The sequence below is a fragment of the Thalassorhabdus alkalitolerans genome, from assembly GCF_042656525.1.
Taxonomy (GTDB): Bacteria; Bacillota; Bacilli; order Bacillales; family Marinococcaceae; genus Thalassorhabdus; species Thalassorhabdus alkalitolerans.
In genome coordinates, this window is the sequence record NZ_JBHSOZ010000005.1 from 388,488 (window position 1) to 405,294 (window position 16,807).

Below are 16,807 nucleotides of genomic sequence, written 5' to 3' on the forward strand. Positions count from 1 at the left end.
GAGTTTTGGTACTTGATGGTGATCCACTTACTATGTATTTTCCTCTTACTGTTACTTCCCTTACATTAACAGACTTTATTTTTGTTTCGGACCCCAACGGTCAGATACCTTCATTTTACTTTTCACCTTTTCCTTTGCATCTTTTTTACTTTATCAATGGTTCTCTTTCTTGAACCTGTCACCTGTATTAACGTAAAAAAGGGTAAAGAAAACGAGACTGATAAAGAGAACAACACCAATAATAAATAACCATCTTACCTTTAATGCTTCACTGAAAACCCAAAGAGACATGCTAAATGAAAGCGCAAGCATCATTTTCCCCATAAATTTGCACAAAGCCGTCGTATCATATTTTTCCTTTTCTTCCTTGGGCAACGTATTAAAACCAGCAATCAGGAAGGAACCTTTGCCATTCAACAGAATAATCCCAAGCACAATAAACACTCCAATAATAATAAGCGAAGCAATCATACTCTATGTAACCCCCTGTTCATATGTTATACGACTAACGAGTGAGATGGTTTCTATATGATGTAAAATAAAAAGAAAGACTCTCTTGTCATGACTGCATTCACCCTTCATCTGTCATGAAACCATTCAATTTATCTAAAAATACAAGTGATCATATATAAAAAATACCAGCAGTTTACTACTCACTGCTGGTATTATTATTTGCTTCTTTTTCTTGTTGTTTCTGCCATTCTTTTCTTCTTCTCTGTCGGTATCCATAAGTGGTTTTGAGCACTGTTTCTTCACTTTCAAGGCCCGCTCCAACTGCCCCTACTACTGTAGCAATCGATGTTGTCAGCCAGGCCAAGGAAACATAGTCAGCAAAAGATACCTCATGACCTAGCTCAGATTCAAGCAATCCTGCCGGCACAAATATCGATACGGCTATTAAAAAGAGAAGAAAAAGGACGGAGTAATAAAATAGAACCCCTACAATAAGAGTAAGTGCCGTTGCAACGTTATATAACCTTACCAGATATCGAGAACTTCCCTCTTTAACCGTTTCCCAGAGATGATGAGCGACAATGATCCAAATAACCATAGCACTCATTGCAGTAATCATAAGAATCATAAATCTGGGAGTCCCGTATGCACCGCTAAGAAGCCACAAGGTAGGAAAGATCAGCCCGTAGGCTCCTGTGGCAAAAGCTCCTGCCACAACTCTTTTAAAGGATGGAAAGATGGTCCAGGGCCTGTTTGCAAGAACCATTCCTGAAGTCATTCTGATGCTCCCGCTGATCTTTGAGTCTACGAGAAAGCGTACATCAAATTCTGAGTCTTCGTCATATGTTTTTCTCTTAATCGGTGACAACCGCTCGGCCAGACGCTGTCCCATCAGTTGTTTAGCACCCTGTCCCCGTATATTCTGACTGTCATCCTCACTGTCTCTCTTTTTTGTCTGCTTTTCTTGGCTACTGCGAGCCTGTTCAGAGCTGCCATGGTACATTTCATTGGCAAGCTGGATAATCGCTTCACGGACTCTTCTTTTCATTGGCGTTGCTCCAAGAGAAGGAAGAGAAATCATTGCTACATTACGCTTTACACTCGCATCTGCTACGACGAGACGCCTATTATGAAAAATAGGGAGATCTGTAATACAAACAGCATACTCCCATCCTTCCTCTTGTTTGCAGCGTTCTGTTTCATCCAGGATTTTCAGCGAATCACCTGCCACTCCTGTTAAAGGATCCGCTACCACTTTAACCTCCCAGGAAACTCGATCATCCACATATCGCGAGAGAAGGTCCGGCAAATCCTCAGACACTGAATTCGCAATTTCCTCTGGAAGCTCGGGAGACGACACAAGCCCTAAACGTTTGGTCTCTTCTTCAGTTTCTTCTCTTTGTTGCCGGTCCGTCTCTATAGAAGAGTTGTCTTTCATAAGTACCTCCCTCCCGGAAGAAGTTGCTCCCACTTAATACCTGCTTTTTTATACATACCCAGAATTCATTTTGGCAAAGCACCAATAGATCTATGTAACCCTATTTATTGGTTGTCTCATTTAATGTTCTATGTATTTTGATTAAGGTCGAATTTATATTTTGTAAAGCCAGTAGAATAAACCCAAGCATTAAAAATGTTACAATTTCTCCTGTAAAAACAGCAATAATTCCTATGAGTAGAAAATAAAACACGTAATATTTATTACTCAATCTATCCCCCCTTAGAGCTCTTGCGGGACGACTTTCCCTCCTTCATTTACCTGTCAGTCGTAAAATGCTGTGAGGGGTATATCAACACATGATCAGCAAAAATCCGGCACTTGATTTTCATAATACCTCCAAGCACAACTTTAATCTCCTCACCATTCCCACCTTCAGAAGGTATTTTTCCTCTCAATGTCGCCCTTAACGCCAAACCAACATTTTCGTCTTGAAGCTGACCATTAATATATAGCTTTTCTCCAGCAAACCACCTATTTTCCACTTTCACTTCGTGCCCTTTGTAGGGTACTTTAAATACTTTCGGCATACTATCACTCCTTTTCTCCGGTCTTTATGAGGTGTTAGAACTAACCGCCAAAAAACAAGGACTCCCTGTTCAAAAGCTTGCGGGTGTAAACTATTCTCTATGAACGCTGCCCATGATTTTTTCTGCAGGTTATAGTCGCAAATTGGGAGATTTCCCACAGAACTTAAAGAAGACCGCAGCCCATGAGAGGGCTCGCGACCTTCATCGTCCAGAAAAACACGCAAAAGGGGTCCAGGAAATCGGAGGCACCCTTACATGACGGCATGTAACCTGGCAGTACAAACTCCTCCTGTTGCACCGGTGAAGGAGATCGTAGTCAATCCACCTTTACTTTCTCTAAGCTGGCACCCTTTTCAAAAAACCTCTGGATCCTTTGCTCCACTGAGGGATCAGGAATAAGAGGTGGAGCGTGATGAGGCTTGCGGCGAGCATCGATGATCATGCTGTCGCATCCCCAATGCTTATGTTTATAAGTGCTGTTTGTCCCATAAATATCATGAGAAGGATTGCTCCTTGTAAACGTTACCCATAAGAAATTACTAATCGTATGGCTGACAAATTCACTGTCATCACACACGATGATCATAGGTGAAGTAAGAACCGAATCATGCTTTTCAATCGCTGCAGTAAACTGTTGCATTTCCTTTTCTGCAGTTTCATAACTTGAAAAAGCAGGACCCTGAATGGCTACGACTCCAGGCATAACCAATAAAGGATTTACAAATCCCTTAGTCTCCTTCAGCGGTTGAGGGACTTGTGTACACAAGTCTCTTTTCTTGTCGCCATAGGCAGCAATCACCACCTTGCTTCCTGTATTCAGACCAGTACCTGAATAGTCGAGGGTGTCAATTGTTGTGTTGGTTTGAAAATGAAGGTCTCTTTGCAAGTCAATTCTTTCTAACATATAGGCAAGAAACTCTGATTCTCTGCGAGTTTCTAATTCTCTTTTTTCATCGCCACTGATAAATAAATACTTGGCCAGACTGAGCTGTCCTGTGCCTAGAATGCGGTTAGCAATCGTAAGAAGTTCTGCTGGCTGTTTCACTTTTTGGTAAGGAGTGTACCGTTCACTGCCGACAGCAAATAATAAAGGATGAACGCCTGCAGCATCTACCGCATGAACCTCCTTTACACCAGGAATCTCCTGTGTCACAGCTTCGCCAGTCAATTCATGAATTAAATCGCCAAATGCAGTATCTTCCTGGGGCGGTCGGCCTACGACTGTAAATGGCCATACCGCTTTTTTCTTTGCGTATACCTTGTGTACCTTCATGACTGGAAAAGGATGCACGAGGCTATAGTAACCTAAATGGTCTCCAAATGGCCCCTCAGGCTTTGTGTCTTCCGGGTGAATTTCCCCGGTGATAACAAAGTCAGCATCATGGCTGATGCAATACCCATCAACATAGCTGTATCGAAATCTCCGACCAGAAAGAAGGCCTGCAAACGTCATTTCACTCAGCCCTTCAGGAAGAGGCATGACGGATGATAAGGTGTGGGCAGGCGGGCCGCCAATAAAGATGCTGACTTTTAACGGAACACCCAGTCTGTTCGCTTTCTCCTGATGGACACCAATTCCACGGTGAATTTGGTAATGAAGACCAATTTCCTTATTCATTTCATAATCATTCCCGCTCAGCTGTACTCGGTACATCCCAAGGTTAGCGTTCATGATGCCTGGTTTTTCAGGGTCTTCACTATAGACTTGTGGGAGAGTGACAAATGCCCCTCCGTCGTCTGGCCAGTGATGAATCATCGGAAGATCTGAAATTTGGATTTCGTCAAATTCCTCCATTCCCTTTTTGCTTGATCTTTTCTGCGGAAGTGCTTTTGAGCCTGCCAGCCCTGTGCCAATGTGCTTGAATGGATTTTTCAACACATTCATAGGGTCATTCCGCATTGCGATTACGTTTTGTGTAGCCTCCAGCGTATCGCGAAAGATAAACTTGCTTCTTTCCACCGTTCCAAATAAGTTAGAGGCTGCCTGATAATTCGTTCCTTTTACGTTTTCAAACAACAAAGCAGGTCCCCCTGCTTCATGCACCTTTAGATGGATAGCCGCCATTTCAAGGTAGGGGTCCACTTCTTCTTTAATTCTTACAAGTTGTCCGCTTTTTTCCAGGTCTTTTACACATTCTTCTATATTTTGAAACATATTTTAGCTCCTATTAAAAACGTAGTGTTGTCCATGTATATTATACTATTTTACCAGGTTGCGGAATTCAACAAAATCAGTCATTGTTTCATTTTTTGTCAGTTTCAATTGGAATATCCAAGAATCTTTTCTTCAGTCCAGTCCGCTCTAATATTGAATAGTTCTTTCTTTAGTGAGGAAAATAATCAAAAAAAAAGAGAGCGTAGAGCTCTCACTAAAGTAACCTATCTATAATATTTTATGTTATGTGAAGCACCTTAGGTGATTCTTTTTAAAAACCCTCTGTCTGATTTGCGGGAAAAAAACCCACAGCGTCATTGAACGAGTGACTGTAAATAAAAGAAACGAAAGCCATAAACCATGATTCCCCCACAAAGGAACGGTTACCCAAACACACGACAGAAACACGATAAGAGAAATAATAAGTGAATTTCGGACGGGGGCTGCCTGCGTCGTCCCTATATAAAATCCGTACAATTGCAGGCTGGCAAATGAGGCAATAGGAAACCAAACGATCCAACCGCCATATAACACTGCTATTTCTTGTACCTCTGATATGTTTGTAAACAATGAAATAATTGAAGAGCCCCCTACAGCCATTCCAATGGTTAATAAAACAGCAAGCAGGGTTGACCATAAACAACCCATGTATAATGTTTTGTTAAACAATTGTTCGTCCCTGGCTCCCACTGCCTTTCCCGACAGAATACTGCTTGCGTTCGCCAGCCCATCAAAAAAATAAGCCATTATTAAATGAATTTGAAAGAGAATGGCATTCGCTGCCAGGACATTCTCGCCCATGGAAGCTCCTGTTGATGTAAATATAGCAAACACAGTCAAGAGACAGGCAGTGCGAATAAATAAATCTTTATTTACTTTTAACATTTTCATCATTGGTTTCACACTTAATGCTTCTACATCTTTTAAAAGACGAATATGAAGACCGGTGTACTTTAGGATAAAAAGCAAACCAATCACAACAGCAAGTACCTCTGACAGCAAGGTTGCTAATCCCACCCCGGCAGCACCCATTTGAAAGGAATAAACAAAAAGGACATCCAGGATCATATTCAACAGGTTACAGCCAAATTGCAAACCAAGGGTGAATTTCACTTTGGATTGGCCAATCAGCCATCCTAGTATGACAAAGTTCAGTAAGGCAAAAGGTGCGCCCCATATTCGAATGTCAAAGTAGCTTATTCCCTGGGCAGCAACACTTTCAGGCGGCTGAATGAAAAACATTGCTCCTTCACGAATCGGCCACTGAAACAGAATGAACAGGAAACCTATGGCTCCTGCCAAAAGGGCGGGTCTTATGAAATGTAAGGAGATATCCCTGTTGTTACCGGCTCCAGCAGCCTGGGCAGTAAAGCCAGAGGTACTTACACGTAAAAAACCGAAAAGCCAGTATAAGGTGTTAAAGATAAGCGTTCCAACAGCTACTCCCCCCAGGTAGGAGGGATCAGCCAAATAGCCAACCACTGCCGTATCAACTGCGCCAAGAAGAGGTGTGGAAATGGTAGCTAACGTTAAAGGCAGCGCCAGCATGATGTATTGCTTATGAGATATCTTGCCAGAAGCAATTTCACTCATAGTATTTACCCCTTCTCTCGCGTCAAAGGCTATTAATTTTTAACGATTCACGAAGACCGTCTCCTATTAAATTAAAGCTTAAAACTGTTAAAAAAATCATTGTGCCAGGAATGATCATCAACAAAGGTTCTGTTTGAAAATAAGGGCGTGCATCGTTAAGCATGGCTCCCCATTCAGGAATAGGAGGCTGGGCACCGAGACCTAAATAAGAGAGCGATGCAATAATCAAAATAATCTTTCCCATATCTAAAGAAGCTAATGTGATCGTTTGCGGGACAACAGCAGGAAGAAGATGTTTCCATAGTACTCTTACATGTCTGCACCCTATGGATCTTGCCGCAAGAATATATTCCTTTTGTTTTTCCGAAAGAATTGTTCCTCTTGTCAGCCTTGCGTATTGAACCCACTTTACTGCGACAATGGCAATAAGTACATTTTGTAAACTGGGTCCTAACAATCCTGCAATCACAATCGCTAATATAAAATCGGGCAGGATAGCAAAACCGTCAACAATCCTCATAATAACTGTATCTATCTTCCCTCCGGCATAAGCACTGATCAACCCTAACGGTACTCCAATGAAGACAGTTCCTGCCAAACTTAAGGTGCTTACTTGAAGAGTAAGCAAACCGCCTTCAGCTATACGAGAAAAAATACACCTTCCTAAATGATCGGTTCCAAAAGGATATTCTCTGCTTGGCGCAAGAAATCGTTGACTCATATCAGGGTGAAGGGATTCATTAGTAAAAACAAATACACCGATGATCATTAACACCCCTAATCCTGCTAAAAAAAACACTCCGAGCCGGAAGAGGACTCCTTTGGTGATTTTATCCTTCATTTTCTAAAGCTCTCCTCCCCCATCCTGATTCTCGGATCCAACATAGACATAATGATATCGGCAATAAAGTTAGCCGTTATGACAAATACACCTGTAAGTAGTATGTATCCTTGAATCAGCGGGTAATCTCTTCTTAAAATCGCTTCTATTACCATGCTGCCAATCCCCGGCCATGAAAATACTGTCTCTACTACGACTGTGCCGCCAAGCAGGCTTCCTATACTTAACCCAAACATTGATAAAACAGGGACTACAGCAGCTTTCATAGAATGCCTGGTTAAGAGTGTCCATTTCGTCATGCCTTTAGCTCGTGCAGCCTGGATATGAGGCTGTGAGTATTCCTCCACTAAGCTTGACCTCAAAAGCCGTGCATACACAGCTGACATTCCAATTCCTAACGTAAGAGAGGGCAGGATAAGGTGCAAAAGGCTGCTGCTCCCTGATGAAGGCAGCCAGCCAAGATGTAACGAAAACCATTGTATTAAAAGGAGTCCAAGCCAGAAAGAAGGAAGAGAAGCACCTAATAAAGCGAAAATCCGGCTTATATGGTCAAAAGGGCGGTTATAGAAATAAGCAGAGCCTACTCCTAAAACGCATGCAATAACCATCATGACCAATAATCCGCCTGCAGTTAATAAAAGGGTATTGGGAAGTCTTCCCAACAATACCTCTACCACCGGAACATTCAAAGAATGGGAAGTCCCAAGATCAAACTGGAAAATCCCTTTCAGCCAGGCGAAATACTGTAAAAAGGGCTGGTCAAGAAGTAATTCATTTCTTAACGCCTCCTCCTGTTCTCGCGTGATTGCGACTTCCTCAACTCTGAGGATGGAACGTACTGGGTCTCCCGGGGCCAGTTTCATTAAGATAAAAGTTATAACAGTCAAAATGAAGAGAACCAAACCTGTTTGTAAAAGGCGAGAGACAATAAATCTCGTCATTTATTCCACTTCCAGCTCATTGTTTAACATATAATATTCTTCAGAGCCGGGTTCCCAATTCTTCACCCTATCATTTACACCGACAACAATATTTGGATGGATAATGTAAGATTGAAGAGTATTTGCTTCAATAACAGAAACAGCTTGTTTGACCAGCTTTTTCCTCGCCTCTTCATCAGTAGTCTTATTTAACTCTTCTATCAAATCAATTAGCTCCTGTTCCTCTACATTTCCTGAATTTAAGGCTCCGTCAGGCATCATGGCTGCATTTAAAAAGTACCCGCCATCGCCTCTCGGGGCTGTAAGGTTACTATAAGTCGCCAAGTCCCAATCATCATTTTCTTCTAAGTAGGCATCCACATTTTCCACCATTTGAATCTCAATATTAATCCCTATTTTTGAAGCTTCTCCTTGCAGGATCTGAGCAATTAGAGGAAGCTCCGGACGCCCTCCATAGGTAATTAAAGTAAAGTCAAGAACCTGTCCTTCTTTTTCCAGAATTCCTTCCTCATTTTGTTGCCATCCGTCATCTTGTAATAAGCTCTCTGCATCGTTTAAAGAGTGAACTGTTTCATTATACACACCGAAAGAATAGGAAGGATGAAATGGACTGCTTGCAGTATCCGCATGGCCGGTCATAATGTCATTAGCTGCACTCTCTCTATCAATTAGCAAGTCCAATGCTTCTCTCACTGTCTGGTCTTGAAGCAAAGGATTGTTAAATTGATACATTAAAAAATGAGTCCTCATACTGGGAACAGAATGGACCGATAAATTTTCGTCCTGTTCAATAGGATCCAGGCTTTCAGGTGATAGATGATACGCGATATCTGCTTCATTTGTTTGAAGAGACATGCCTCTAACATTATTATCTTCATTAAAAGTAAAATAAGCTTCCTCCACTTTGGCTTTTCCATCCCAGTACTCATGAAAACGAATTAGATGAACTGAATTATTAGGCTCAAAATCATTCACTTTAAATGGTCCCGTGCCAACCGGCCTGGTTTTTATATCTTCCTCAGTCTGCACTTGTGTAATTGCAGTATTCGGGTTCACTAATTCAGATACAAGCATTGGGTTGGGCTGCTTAGTATGAATGACCAATGTTTGGTCTGTGGCTTCCACTTCTTCAATATGTAGCGCAGCTTCTATAGATGGATTAACTTCAAAAGCTCTTTCTAAGGAATCAGCCGCGGCTTGAGCATCCAGTTGGGCTCCATCATGAAAGGTAATATCCTCTTTAATCTTAAACTCCCAGGTATTGTCGTCGACTTGCTCCCATGACTCCGCAAGCCATGGTTCTATTTCAAGGTCTTCGTTAATTTTAACCAGAGTTTCTGTGATTCCTGCTCTTACAGGAACCCAGTCCAAATGAGGGTCCAGAGTTTCTGAACCAAAGCTGAACATCAAAGTAATCGATTTATCGTCTGGTTCCTTTCCATGACCTTGCGGCAGATCTTCAATTTCGTTTGCTGCACATCCGCTCATAAAAATTAAAAAAGCCAACGGCAATAAACAATATTTTCTCATTTTGCTCCTCCTTATGTATCCCTGCTTCTCGCTGTGCCATTCCCTTTTTCTCCTATGTTGTAGTTTTAATTCGTATAATTGGCATCCTACAATCGTAATGATTACGATTTTTAGTATAATACAATAATTTAAAATTGTTAATACGCCAAAACCTTAACGGCTTATTTTACAGTCAAGTCAACAATATACTATCACTATTCAAGGATATAAGATATTACTTGTGTAGTTTTCACTTATACATCAGCTCCTCATTCCACATAAAGTCATTGTTGATTTTGTTAAAGGTTGCTCGCTTGCACCTAAGGTACAGTACAACATCCATTCATGCTTCATTCTCATTCACGGTCTCTATGCCACGCCCAGGTGTTGTCTCGGTTTACTCGGCCCCCCCTCCCGAAGACGCTTCGCGACTTTATTATTCAAAAATAAACAATTGCTTTTCTATAAAAAAAGATGCCCCTAAAGGGACATCTTTTTTCCTTCTTATAATGCTCCTTGAAGTTGCCCTTCACCGGAAAGGTAATAACTGGTAACATCAGACCCTTCTGAAGCCTCAGTCACATAACAGTCTCCTCGTAACACTCTTCCATTTTCTTCGGTCATTTCTACTGTAATTTTTTCATCGTTGTTCTTTAATTTCTCTAATCTCTCAGAGGACTCAGAGTTAACAACTACTTCCCAGGACTTATGCTCACCTGATTCTCTAACGACTGCATGGGCTGAACTAAACTTTAACTCTGGTTCGTCCTGCACCTTGATGTTCTCTAGATTATATCTCTGCACGAAACATGGCTCCTTTCTTTTTAAGGGAGTTGTACAAATCATATAACCATAATCTGCAGTCATTAAACACCATGAATAACGGGCAAGTTTTAGATTAATGCACTCTCTATTCGCTAGTTTCCTTCGTGCATTCATTCTCGGAAAAATATTCAATAAGCTCTTCAATGGACAGCCTTTGTATCTGTGATGGTGTTGCACTTTCTTGCATAAGCTCATTTTCAATTGCTTGTACATTGTCTGTAAGAATTTGTATCGGGGAAGAGTGTGTAATCTTGAGGGTATTCGGGTGTTTTAGAATGCTCTCTGGCACGTTATCGACCCAAAGCCATGCCCAATTTTCATAAAAGCTGTCTTTGTTGTCGTGATAAAGAAGACTGCCATTATGAAGAACTGCTATAAAGTCACAAAGGGATTCGATTTCAGCCACATTATGTGTAGCTATTACAAGACACTTTCCTTCACCTTCCATAAAAGCGACAAGGTCTTCTTTCATCTTTTTTTGTGAACTGATATCCACTCCTGCCGATGGCTCATCAAGTAATAGCAAATCTGGGTTATGGCAAAGACTGAAAATAAATTCCACCTTTTTCTTTGTTCCTTTTGAGCATTTCCCAAACTTTTCTTTTTCATCAATGAGATATCTGCGGAGGAAATAAGAGTACTTTTCATGATCCCAATGTGGGTACCAATAAGAAATATAGGAAGCCAGTTCTTTAATCGTCAAGTGAGAGAACGCCTCTACTAATTCTCCCGAAAACCCTATGTTTTGTTTATGTTGACTTTCACTTGCTGCAGCGAATTTCCCGAAAAAATGGATAGTACCTTCATCAGCCTGAAGAATATTCACTAAGAGACGAAACAGTGTGCTTTTTCCAGAACCATTAGCTCCTGCTATACCAAGTGAGAACCCTTTTTCCAAAGTTAAATTCACTGGTCCTAGGGTGAATTTCTTAAATGATTTTTTTACATTATTTAGCTCTACCACTAAATGATCACTCATCTTCCTTTCCCCCTTTACTCTTATTGATTTTATTATCAAAGTATTGGAGAAGCGCTTGATTAAAAAGGCTTTTCATTTCAGCTTGAGTAGAGCCTACTTGGTCAGCTTGTTCAACCGCCTTTAGAAAGGCAGATACTATTAGTTGCTGTTTGGTATCTTCTTTTCTTTGCTTCTCTACTTCTTTTACAAATGTGCCTTTTCCCTGTATGGTTTTGATCAAGGCTCTGCCTTCAAGATTTTGATATGCTTTCCTTGTTGTGATGACACTGCAGGAAAGTTCACTGGCCAGGGCTCTAATCGATGGAAGAGGAGTTCCTGGAGGCAATTTACCACTGACAATTAACGATTGAAGTTGAGTTTCAATTTGATGGTAAAGAGGCTCCCTGCTCTCCTCAGAAACACGTATCGGTAATTTCATAATGCCTCCTCCCTCAGATATTATAAGAAATCTTTTTTCAGCAGGCGCTGTTTAAGAAGCTGGTTCCAGAAAACCACTCCTGCTGCTCCTGCCCCTAAAGAAAATAAAGCTGCTATCCATCCATACTCCCTTATTAACAAAAAACTCCACTCGACAAATCCACGGCCTGTAAAAACGGAAATTATTATAATAGCGATCAATAAAACAAGTAAAAAAATATAGGGTGAAAGATAGAGCATGATGCCGTTTAAACCATATTCTACAAAGGGATTCCATCCCCCTAACAATAAGGCATAGCCAAACCAAAAAAGAATAAATAGAATAAATTCTTGCCTCGTTATGTATGTGAAAAACTCATTCGATAACCCTGCTGTTATAATGAGGTAAAAAACAATAGACATGACCGTTAAGATTATTACCATGGCAAGGGTTCTGCTCAGTGTAAGTACACTTACCGGAATGGGCAGAGCTCTAAGCAATGCCATCTTTTTGTTAAAGGGGTCCTCTTTAACTGTCCGAAAGCTTAAGTATGGACTTGACATGTATAGGGCTGCTAAAGATGGAGTCATCCCTACAAATATAACATCAAGCAGGATGCCATTGATATTCCCAGCTTCCGTAACAAATTCATTTCTTGCCAGCTGGTTGAGAAAAAACATCGTTACGACGCCACAGAGAGCGGTGAAAACAAGGGTAAAAACAAATGCCCATAGGTTATGTTTCAATTCCTTTCTCACCAGCCAGAAGGCTTGCCCTATCATCCTAACCTCTCCTTTCTCTTCATATCTCTCTGACCTGTAATTATTCAAAAAAACCTCTAATAAAGCCATTTTCCTGATTTCCTAAAAGATCAATTCCATAATAAGCCAAAACGGAAAAAACAATACTCCAGAGAGAAATGCTTCCTAACACCCAATAAACCGTTTTTTGTTTTGAGCCTCCAAGAGTCACACACATAAAAGCAGTAAGATGACTGCCGACAAAAAGCGGCCCGATGACAGCCAAGCCAGGAAGCCCGTATCTTTGCCAGAGCTTCTGTGCTCTCTTGTGCCTTTTGCTTTGCTGCTGCTCTTGTTCCACTCCTTTGCGTTTCTTCCTCCATGCTTTAATTTGTTCAATAAACAGGACTAAAAGAAGCACTGTCAACAGATTTCCAGCTAAACCAATGACAATGGATGGTACAGTCGATAAACCAGCTATGAGCGCAAGAGGTATAACCGCATAAGCTTCAAAAAAAGGAATAGCAGATAATACAAATACCAGAATATATGCCCACAGCAATGTCAGAAAATCCATATTAACTCCCCCTGTATGTTATGGTGTTTATATCAACATAAACACCATAACACTGTTGCTGTAATCTGGCAAGGATAAATCAACTAAAATGGTTTCAATGTCTTTTGCAGACCGATTTGCTTAGGGTACAAAGAAAAATGATTCTAAGTAAAACCTCCATGAAATAACAACCTTGCTTTTTAAATTCTTTCGCGGTATAATAGATCGAATACCACCTCACCCTCTAACAGGAGGTATTTGTTTACTCCCACATCATTAGCCTCTAATTTTCACTTCTCACGCTGGATACCCAATTTATAATTATGTGTAACAAGAACAAGTATGGTTGTAGACCAAATCACACTGGAGCGGTCATTGGAGCCGCAAGGACGAAAGAGTAGGAAGGGCTTTTGTTGTTTTATGTATCACTGCTGTATTTTCACCAATGTTATTAATAAATTGATTTAAAGAAAGAAGATGTGGGATACCCACTAGGCCAGCATAAGTAGAATTGCTGGCCTTTTTACGTTGGATTCCTTTTCACGATCAATTAATTACATACGAACCTGCAATTACTATATTTCATCATCCATGCCTATCTTTACACTTCGTCTCTCCAATAGCACTGTATCCCGCCAGACTCCGTTCATTTTCCCGATACGCTCCCGCCTGCCTACTTCACGAAAACCTTGTTTCTTATGCAGCCTGAGACTGGCAGTATTTTCAGGAAAAATTCCGGACTGAAGAGTCCAGTACCCTTGCTTTTCACTTTCTGCAATTAAAGCAGCCAAAAGTCTGCTTCCTACTCCCATGCCTTTACTCTTTTTGCTTATATAAATACTTACTTCTGCTACCCCGGCATATACATTCCTATTTGAAACCGGCGTTAAGGCAGCCCAGCCAAGGATGGCAGTGGCGCTGCGTACGACCAGTCGACATTCTCTAGCATGTTTTTCATCCCACTTCTCCCACGCGGGTGCATTTGTTTCAAAAGTTGCATTTCCGGTTGCAATTCCCTCTTCGTATATGGTCCTTACCTGTTCCCAGTCTTTTTCTGTCATCCAATCTATCACTATCGTTTCGTTCATTTCCTTTTTCCCACCGCTTCCTGTTTCATTTCCTGCTTTAGGTAATCACTATTATAACGACTTACAACACGGATTATAATCCCTTTTTTGGGACACAAAAATAGAGAGGTTTAAATATTTCCCTCTCTTTCAGTTTCATTATCTATTTTCTTTTTCAGTTATAGGGATTTCTTCCCCTCTTTTTCTTATTTCTTCTTCTAACAATTTTAAAAACTCTTCCTCTAACTCATTTTCACAGGCTAAGCGGTATGCTTCTAGAAGAGTGTGAACAGAGACTCCCTCCATGGCTTGCACCTCCACAACACTTTGCACTAACCACTTACATTACCTGACTTCCTCGCTTTAAAACATAAATTTCTCGTAAATGAATTTTTTTTTAAAATTGTGGTAACATCCTGTAATTAAGTATGTAACGGAAATATTATTAAAAGAACTGCATTTCTCTACAAAATAATGTTAAATGCTACTAGATTTCCTGTAAGTTTGATATCATGTTTTTATTAAACGAATTACTTCCAGGTGTTGAAGATTTCCAAACCCATTACATAAATATAAGAGGGGGACTTTGTATGAATGAAGCACAACAGAATTTTCATACATGCTTAAATCTATTTAGGGGAGCTTATAAAGTTATCGAAGAAGACTGGCAAAAGTCAGCACAGGAAATAGGAATTACGCTAGCAGAGCAGCATATCCTGTGGATCCTTCACATAGAAGGAAGATGTACAATGTCACGTGTAGCAGAAGTCGGTTTATGGGACCTTTCCACGGTGATGCAAATCATGAAAAGACTGAAAAATAAAGAGCTTGTCAAAACAGAAAAGAAAGCAAATGATTTACGAGTTTCTTATGTAACTTTAACAAACCAAGGGGAAAAGTTACGTGAAGAATCAGCTGGTAAAACCCATCGGTTTAACGACTTTATCCAGGAATACGCTAATAAGGGCGAATCAGAACAAAAGTTTCTAGCAGACCTGATGACTTTCTTAAAAGAAGCTAACTCAGTCTTCCACGGTTCTCATTTTGTAAAATGGCTGGAGCAGCAAGAAACTTCTAGAATCAAATAACCTTTCATTTCCCCATAAAAAAGAGACTCTCATGAGTCCCTTTTTCTTTTGCTTTCCTCCTAAAAGTTTTATGAGGTAATATTTAAAAATATTGATCTAAGTCAATCTCCCGCCCTTTACACCCTTCTTCGATTGTCGCTATGATTGTTTTTAAGGTCTTTACCCTGGCAAAGTTTTTATCCTCGCCTTCAATAATATGCCAAGGAGCATGTTTTGTATCCGTTTTGTAAAGCATATCTTCCACTGCTATTTTATACTCATCCCACTTTTCTCTGTTACGCCAATCTTCCTCTGTTATTTTCCAGCGCTTTAAAGGGTTATTCTGCCTTTCCCTAAACCGCTTTAACTGTTCTTCCTTAGAAATATGAAACCAGAATTTAATAATGAAAAAATCTTCTTGAGCAAATATTTTTTCCATTTGATTAATTTGGTCATAAGCTCTTGTCCATTCTTCTTCTTCAGCCAACTCTTCCACTCTTTCTACAAGCACACGTCCGTACCATGATCGATCAAATATCCCGATTTTCTCGTATTTAGGCATTCTGTCAAGAAACCGTTGAAGGTAATGGTGCTGCTTTTCTTCCAAGTTAGGTGCTGCAGTAGCATGAACTTCTAACCCTCTAGGATCTATCTTTTCTACAACTCGTTTTATGGCACTGCCTTTTCCCGCTGCATCCCAGCCTTCAAATACGATTATACAGCCTAACTTATGCTCAACCAGTGCTCTTTGCAGGGCTAGTAATTTCATTTGCTCTTTTTTTAATTCCGTTTTGTAGACTTCATCATCCATTTTAAGAGAAAGATCTACCTCTTCGAGCATTTTTACTCCCCTTTTCTAAAGTGTTGGTAACCTTTCCCCTTATCCTTCCCTAAACAAACTCTCAGCGATTGATTCAGCTGTTACTCAATAAAATCTATGAAAAAAAGAAACTCTATCTTTTTTCCATTCATTTTTCCTATAAGCCGATGCTTCAACGAAAATCCTTGCTAAATTCTCGACTGTTTGTTTTTCACAGACAGCTTCGGGGGTATGATTTATGGCCCACTCCCATGCCCTTTTTTCCTCCTTTATGTATTCATTGATAAACAAATCTAAAGACTTTACATAACGAACTTTATCACCAACATTTAGAGCCTCTTTGTGATCCTTTATAAAATTTTTTAAAGGGTCTTCCTGTTTTTGTTTCGTACAGTGACCTAATTCATGAAGAAGTATGATATAAACATAGGTTTTAAATTGAGCGAGCCTTATTCCATGAGAGACGATAACTTTTTTATAATTTTCTACCACTTTTTTTGAATTCACGTTAATTTCATAGTGATTTTCCTTTGAGCGGATCGCCGCTGCCTGAGTATTTATCGAAGAGTCTACTTTAAATGTTATAGTCTGTTTTAATTCCGGTATAATCATTTTTACTAAGTGGTGAAAAGCCAAATGAAATACTTTTTCTTCCATCTATCCACCATTCCCGTTCATGTTAATTGGCCTCTTTAGGTGAAGCGAGATTATTATATACCAAAATAACTTTAAGTGCCACGCTTGGAAGTACAAGGGACACATACATTCAGGCATCAGCCTTTATGTAAACAAAAAAAATAACCGGGAGTTTAATCCTGGTTATACTGTACGATATG

General features: G+C 40.2%; 18 protein-coding genes. 1 reads left to right on the top strand and 17 read right to left on the bottom strand.

Annotated elements, in window-relative coordinates; translation table 11 throughout:
• Positions 1-153: 153 nt before the first annotated feature.
• The 15 genes from ACFPU1_RS12815 to sda all read right to left on the bottom strand — a co-directional run bounded on the left by ACFPU1_RS12815 (position 154) and on the right by sda (position 14,390).
• Complete coding sequence (locus ACFPU1_RS12815; protein ID WP_385941789.1) at positions 154-471, bottom strand: DUF3784 domain-containing protein; 318 nt, start codon at positions 469-471, stop codon at positions 154-156.
• Positions 472-649: 178 nt separating this feature from the next.
• Entirely contained in the window at positions 650-1,891 is a 1,242-nt protein-coding gene (locus tag ACFPU1_RS12820) for an MFS transporter (protein WP_385941791.1), read from the bottom strand.
• Positions 1,892-2,208: 317 nt separating this feature from the next.
• A complete protein-coding gene (locus ACFPU1_RS12825) occupies positions 2,209-2,481 on the bottom strand; it encodes a hypothetical protein (protein ID WP_385941794.1) in 273 nt (90 codons plus the stop codon).
• A gap of 316 nt (positions 2,482-2,797) precedes the next feature.
• A complete protein-coding gene (locus ACFPU1_RS12830) occupies positions 2,798-4,636 on the bottom strand; it encodes a UbiD family decarboxylase (RefSeq protein WP_385941797.1) in 1,839 nt (612 codons plus the stop codon).
• A 243-nt stretch (positions 4,637-4,879) separates the two neighbouring features.
• Complete coding sequence (locus ACFPU1_RS12835; protein ID WP_385941800.1) at positions 4,880-6,229, bottom strand: MATE family efflux transporter; 1,350 nt, start codon at positions 6,227-6,229, stop codon at positions 4,880-4,882.
• 22 nt (positions 6,230-6,251) lie between these two features.
• Positions 6,252-7,070 (bottom strand): nickel transporter permease, encoded by an 819-nt coding sequence (nikC, locus tag ACFPU1_RS12840; protein ID WP_385941803.1) that lies wholly within the window; start codon positions 7,068-7,070, stop codon positions 6,252-6,254.
• Positions 7,067-8,011 carry a nickel ABC transporter permease gene (gene nikB, locus ACFPU1_RS12845; protein WP_385941806.1) on the bottom strand — a complete coding sequence of 315 codons (945 nt, stop codon included), beginning with the start codon at positions 8,009-8,011 and terminating at the stop codon, positions 7,067-7,069. The genes nikC and nikB overlap by 4 nt, the downstream gene beginning before the upstream one ends.
• Entirely contained in the window at positions 8,012-9,541 is a 1,530-nt protein-coding gene (nikA, locus tag ACFPU1_RS12850) for a nickel ABC transporter substrate-binding protein (RefSeq protein ID WP_385941809.1), read from the bottom strand.
• 483 nt (positions 9,542-10,024) lie between these two features.
• On the bottom strand, positions 10,025-10,324 hold the full coding sequence (locus tag ACFPU1_RS12855; RefSeq protein WP_385941812.1) for a hypothetical protein: 300 nt from the start codon (positions 10,322-10,324) through the stop codon (positions 10,025-10,027).
• Positions 10,325-10,430: 106 nt separating this feature from the next.
• Entirely contained in the window at positions 10,431-11,324 is an 894-nt protein-coding gene (locus ACFPU1_RS12860; RefSeq protein WP_385941815.1) for an ABC transporter ATP-binding protein, read from the bottom strand.
• Positions 11,317-11,742: a GntR family transcriptional regulator gene (locus ACFPU1_RS12865; RefSeq protein WP_054636700.1), complete on the bottom strand. Its 426-nt coding sequence runs from the start codon at positions 11,740-11,742 to the stop codon at positions 11,317-11,319. The genes ACFPU1_RS12860 and ACFPU1_RS12865 overlap by 8 nt, the downstream gene beginning before the upstream one ends.
• A gap of 20 nt (positions 11,743-11,762) precedes the next feature.
• Positions 11,763-12,503: a hypothetical protein gene (locus tag ACFPU1_RS12870; protein WP_385941819.1), complete on the bottom strand. Its 741-nt coding sequence runs from the start codon at positions 12,501-12,503 to the stop codon at positions 11,763-11,765.
• Positions 12,504-12,543: 40 nt separating this feature from the next.
• Positions 12,544-13,038: a small multi-drug export protein gene (locus ACFPU1_RS12875; protein ID WP_385941822.1), complete on the bottom strand. Its 495-nt coding sequence runs from the start codon at positions 13,036-13,038 to the stop codon at positions 12,544-12,546.
• Positions 13,039-13,592: 554 nt separating this feature from the next.
• Positions 13,593-14,105: a GNAT family N-acetyltransferase gene (locus ACFPU1_RS12880; RefSeq protein WP_385941825.1), complete on the bottom strand. Its 513-nt coding sequence runs from the start codon at positions 14,103-14,105 to the stop codon at positions 13,593-13,595.
• A gap of 138 nt (positions 14,106-14,243) precedes the next feature.
• Positions 14,244-14,390, bottom strand: coding sequence for a sporulation histidine kinase inhibitor Sda (gene sda / locus ACFPU1_RS12885; protein ID WP_083465451.1), 147 nt, complete (start codon positions 14,388-14,390; stop codon positions 14,244-14,246).
• 284 nt (positions 14,391-14,674) lie between these two features.
• Here sda and ACFPU1_RS12890 point away from each other — a divergent pair, with 284 nt between their 5' ends.
• A complete protein-coding gene (locus ACFPU1_RS12890) occupies positions 14,675-15,172 on the top strand; it encodes a MarR family winged helix-turn-helix transcriptional regulator (protein WP_385941830.1) in 498 nt (165 codons plus the stop codon).
• Positions 15,173-15,254: 82 nt separating this feature from the next.
• Here ACFPU1_RS12890 and ACFPU1_RS12895 read toward each other — a convergent pair whose 3' ends face one another.
• Positions 15,255-15,992: a polyphosphate kinase 2 family protein gene (locus tag ACFPU1_RS12895; RefSeq protein ID WP_054636696.1), complete on the bottom strand. Its 738-nt coding sequence runs from the start codon at positions 15,990-15,992 to the stop codon at positions 15,255-15,257.
• A gap of 84 nt (positions 15,993-16,076) precedes the next feature.
• Complete coding sequence (locus tag ACFPU1_RS12900; protein ID WP_385941834.1) at positions 16,077-16,628, bottom strand: hypothetical protein; 552 nt, start codon at positions 16,626-16,628, stop codon at positions 16,077-16,079.
• Positions 16,629-16,807 lie beyond the last annotated feature (179 nt).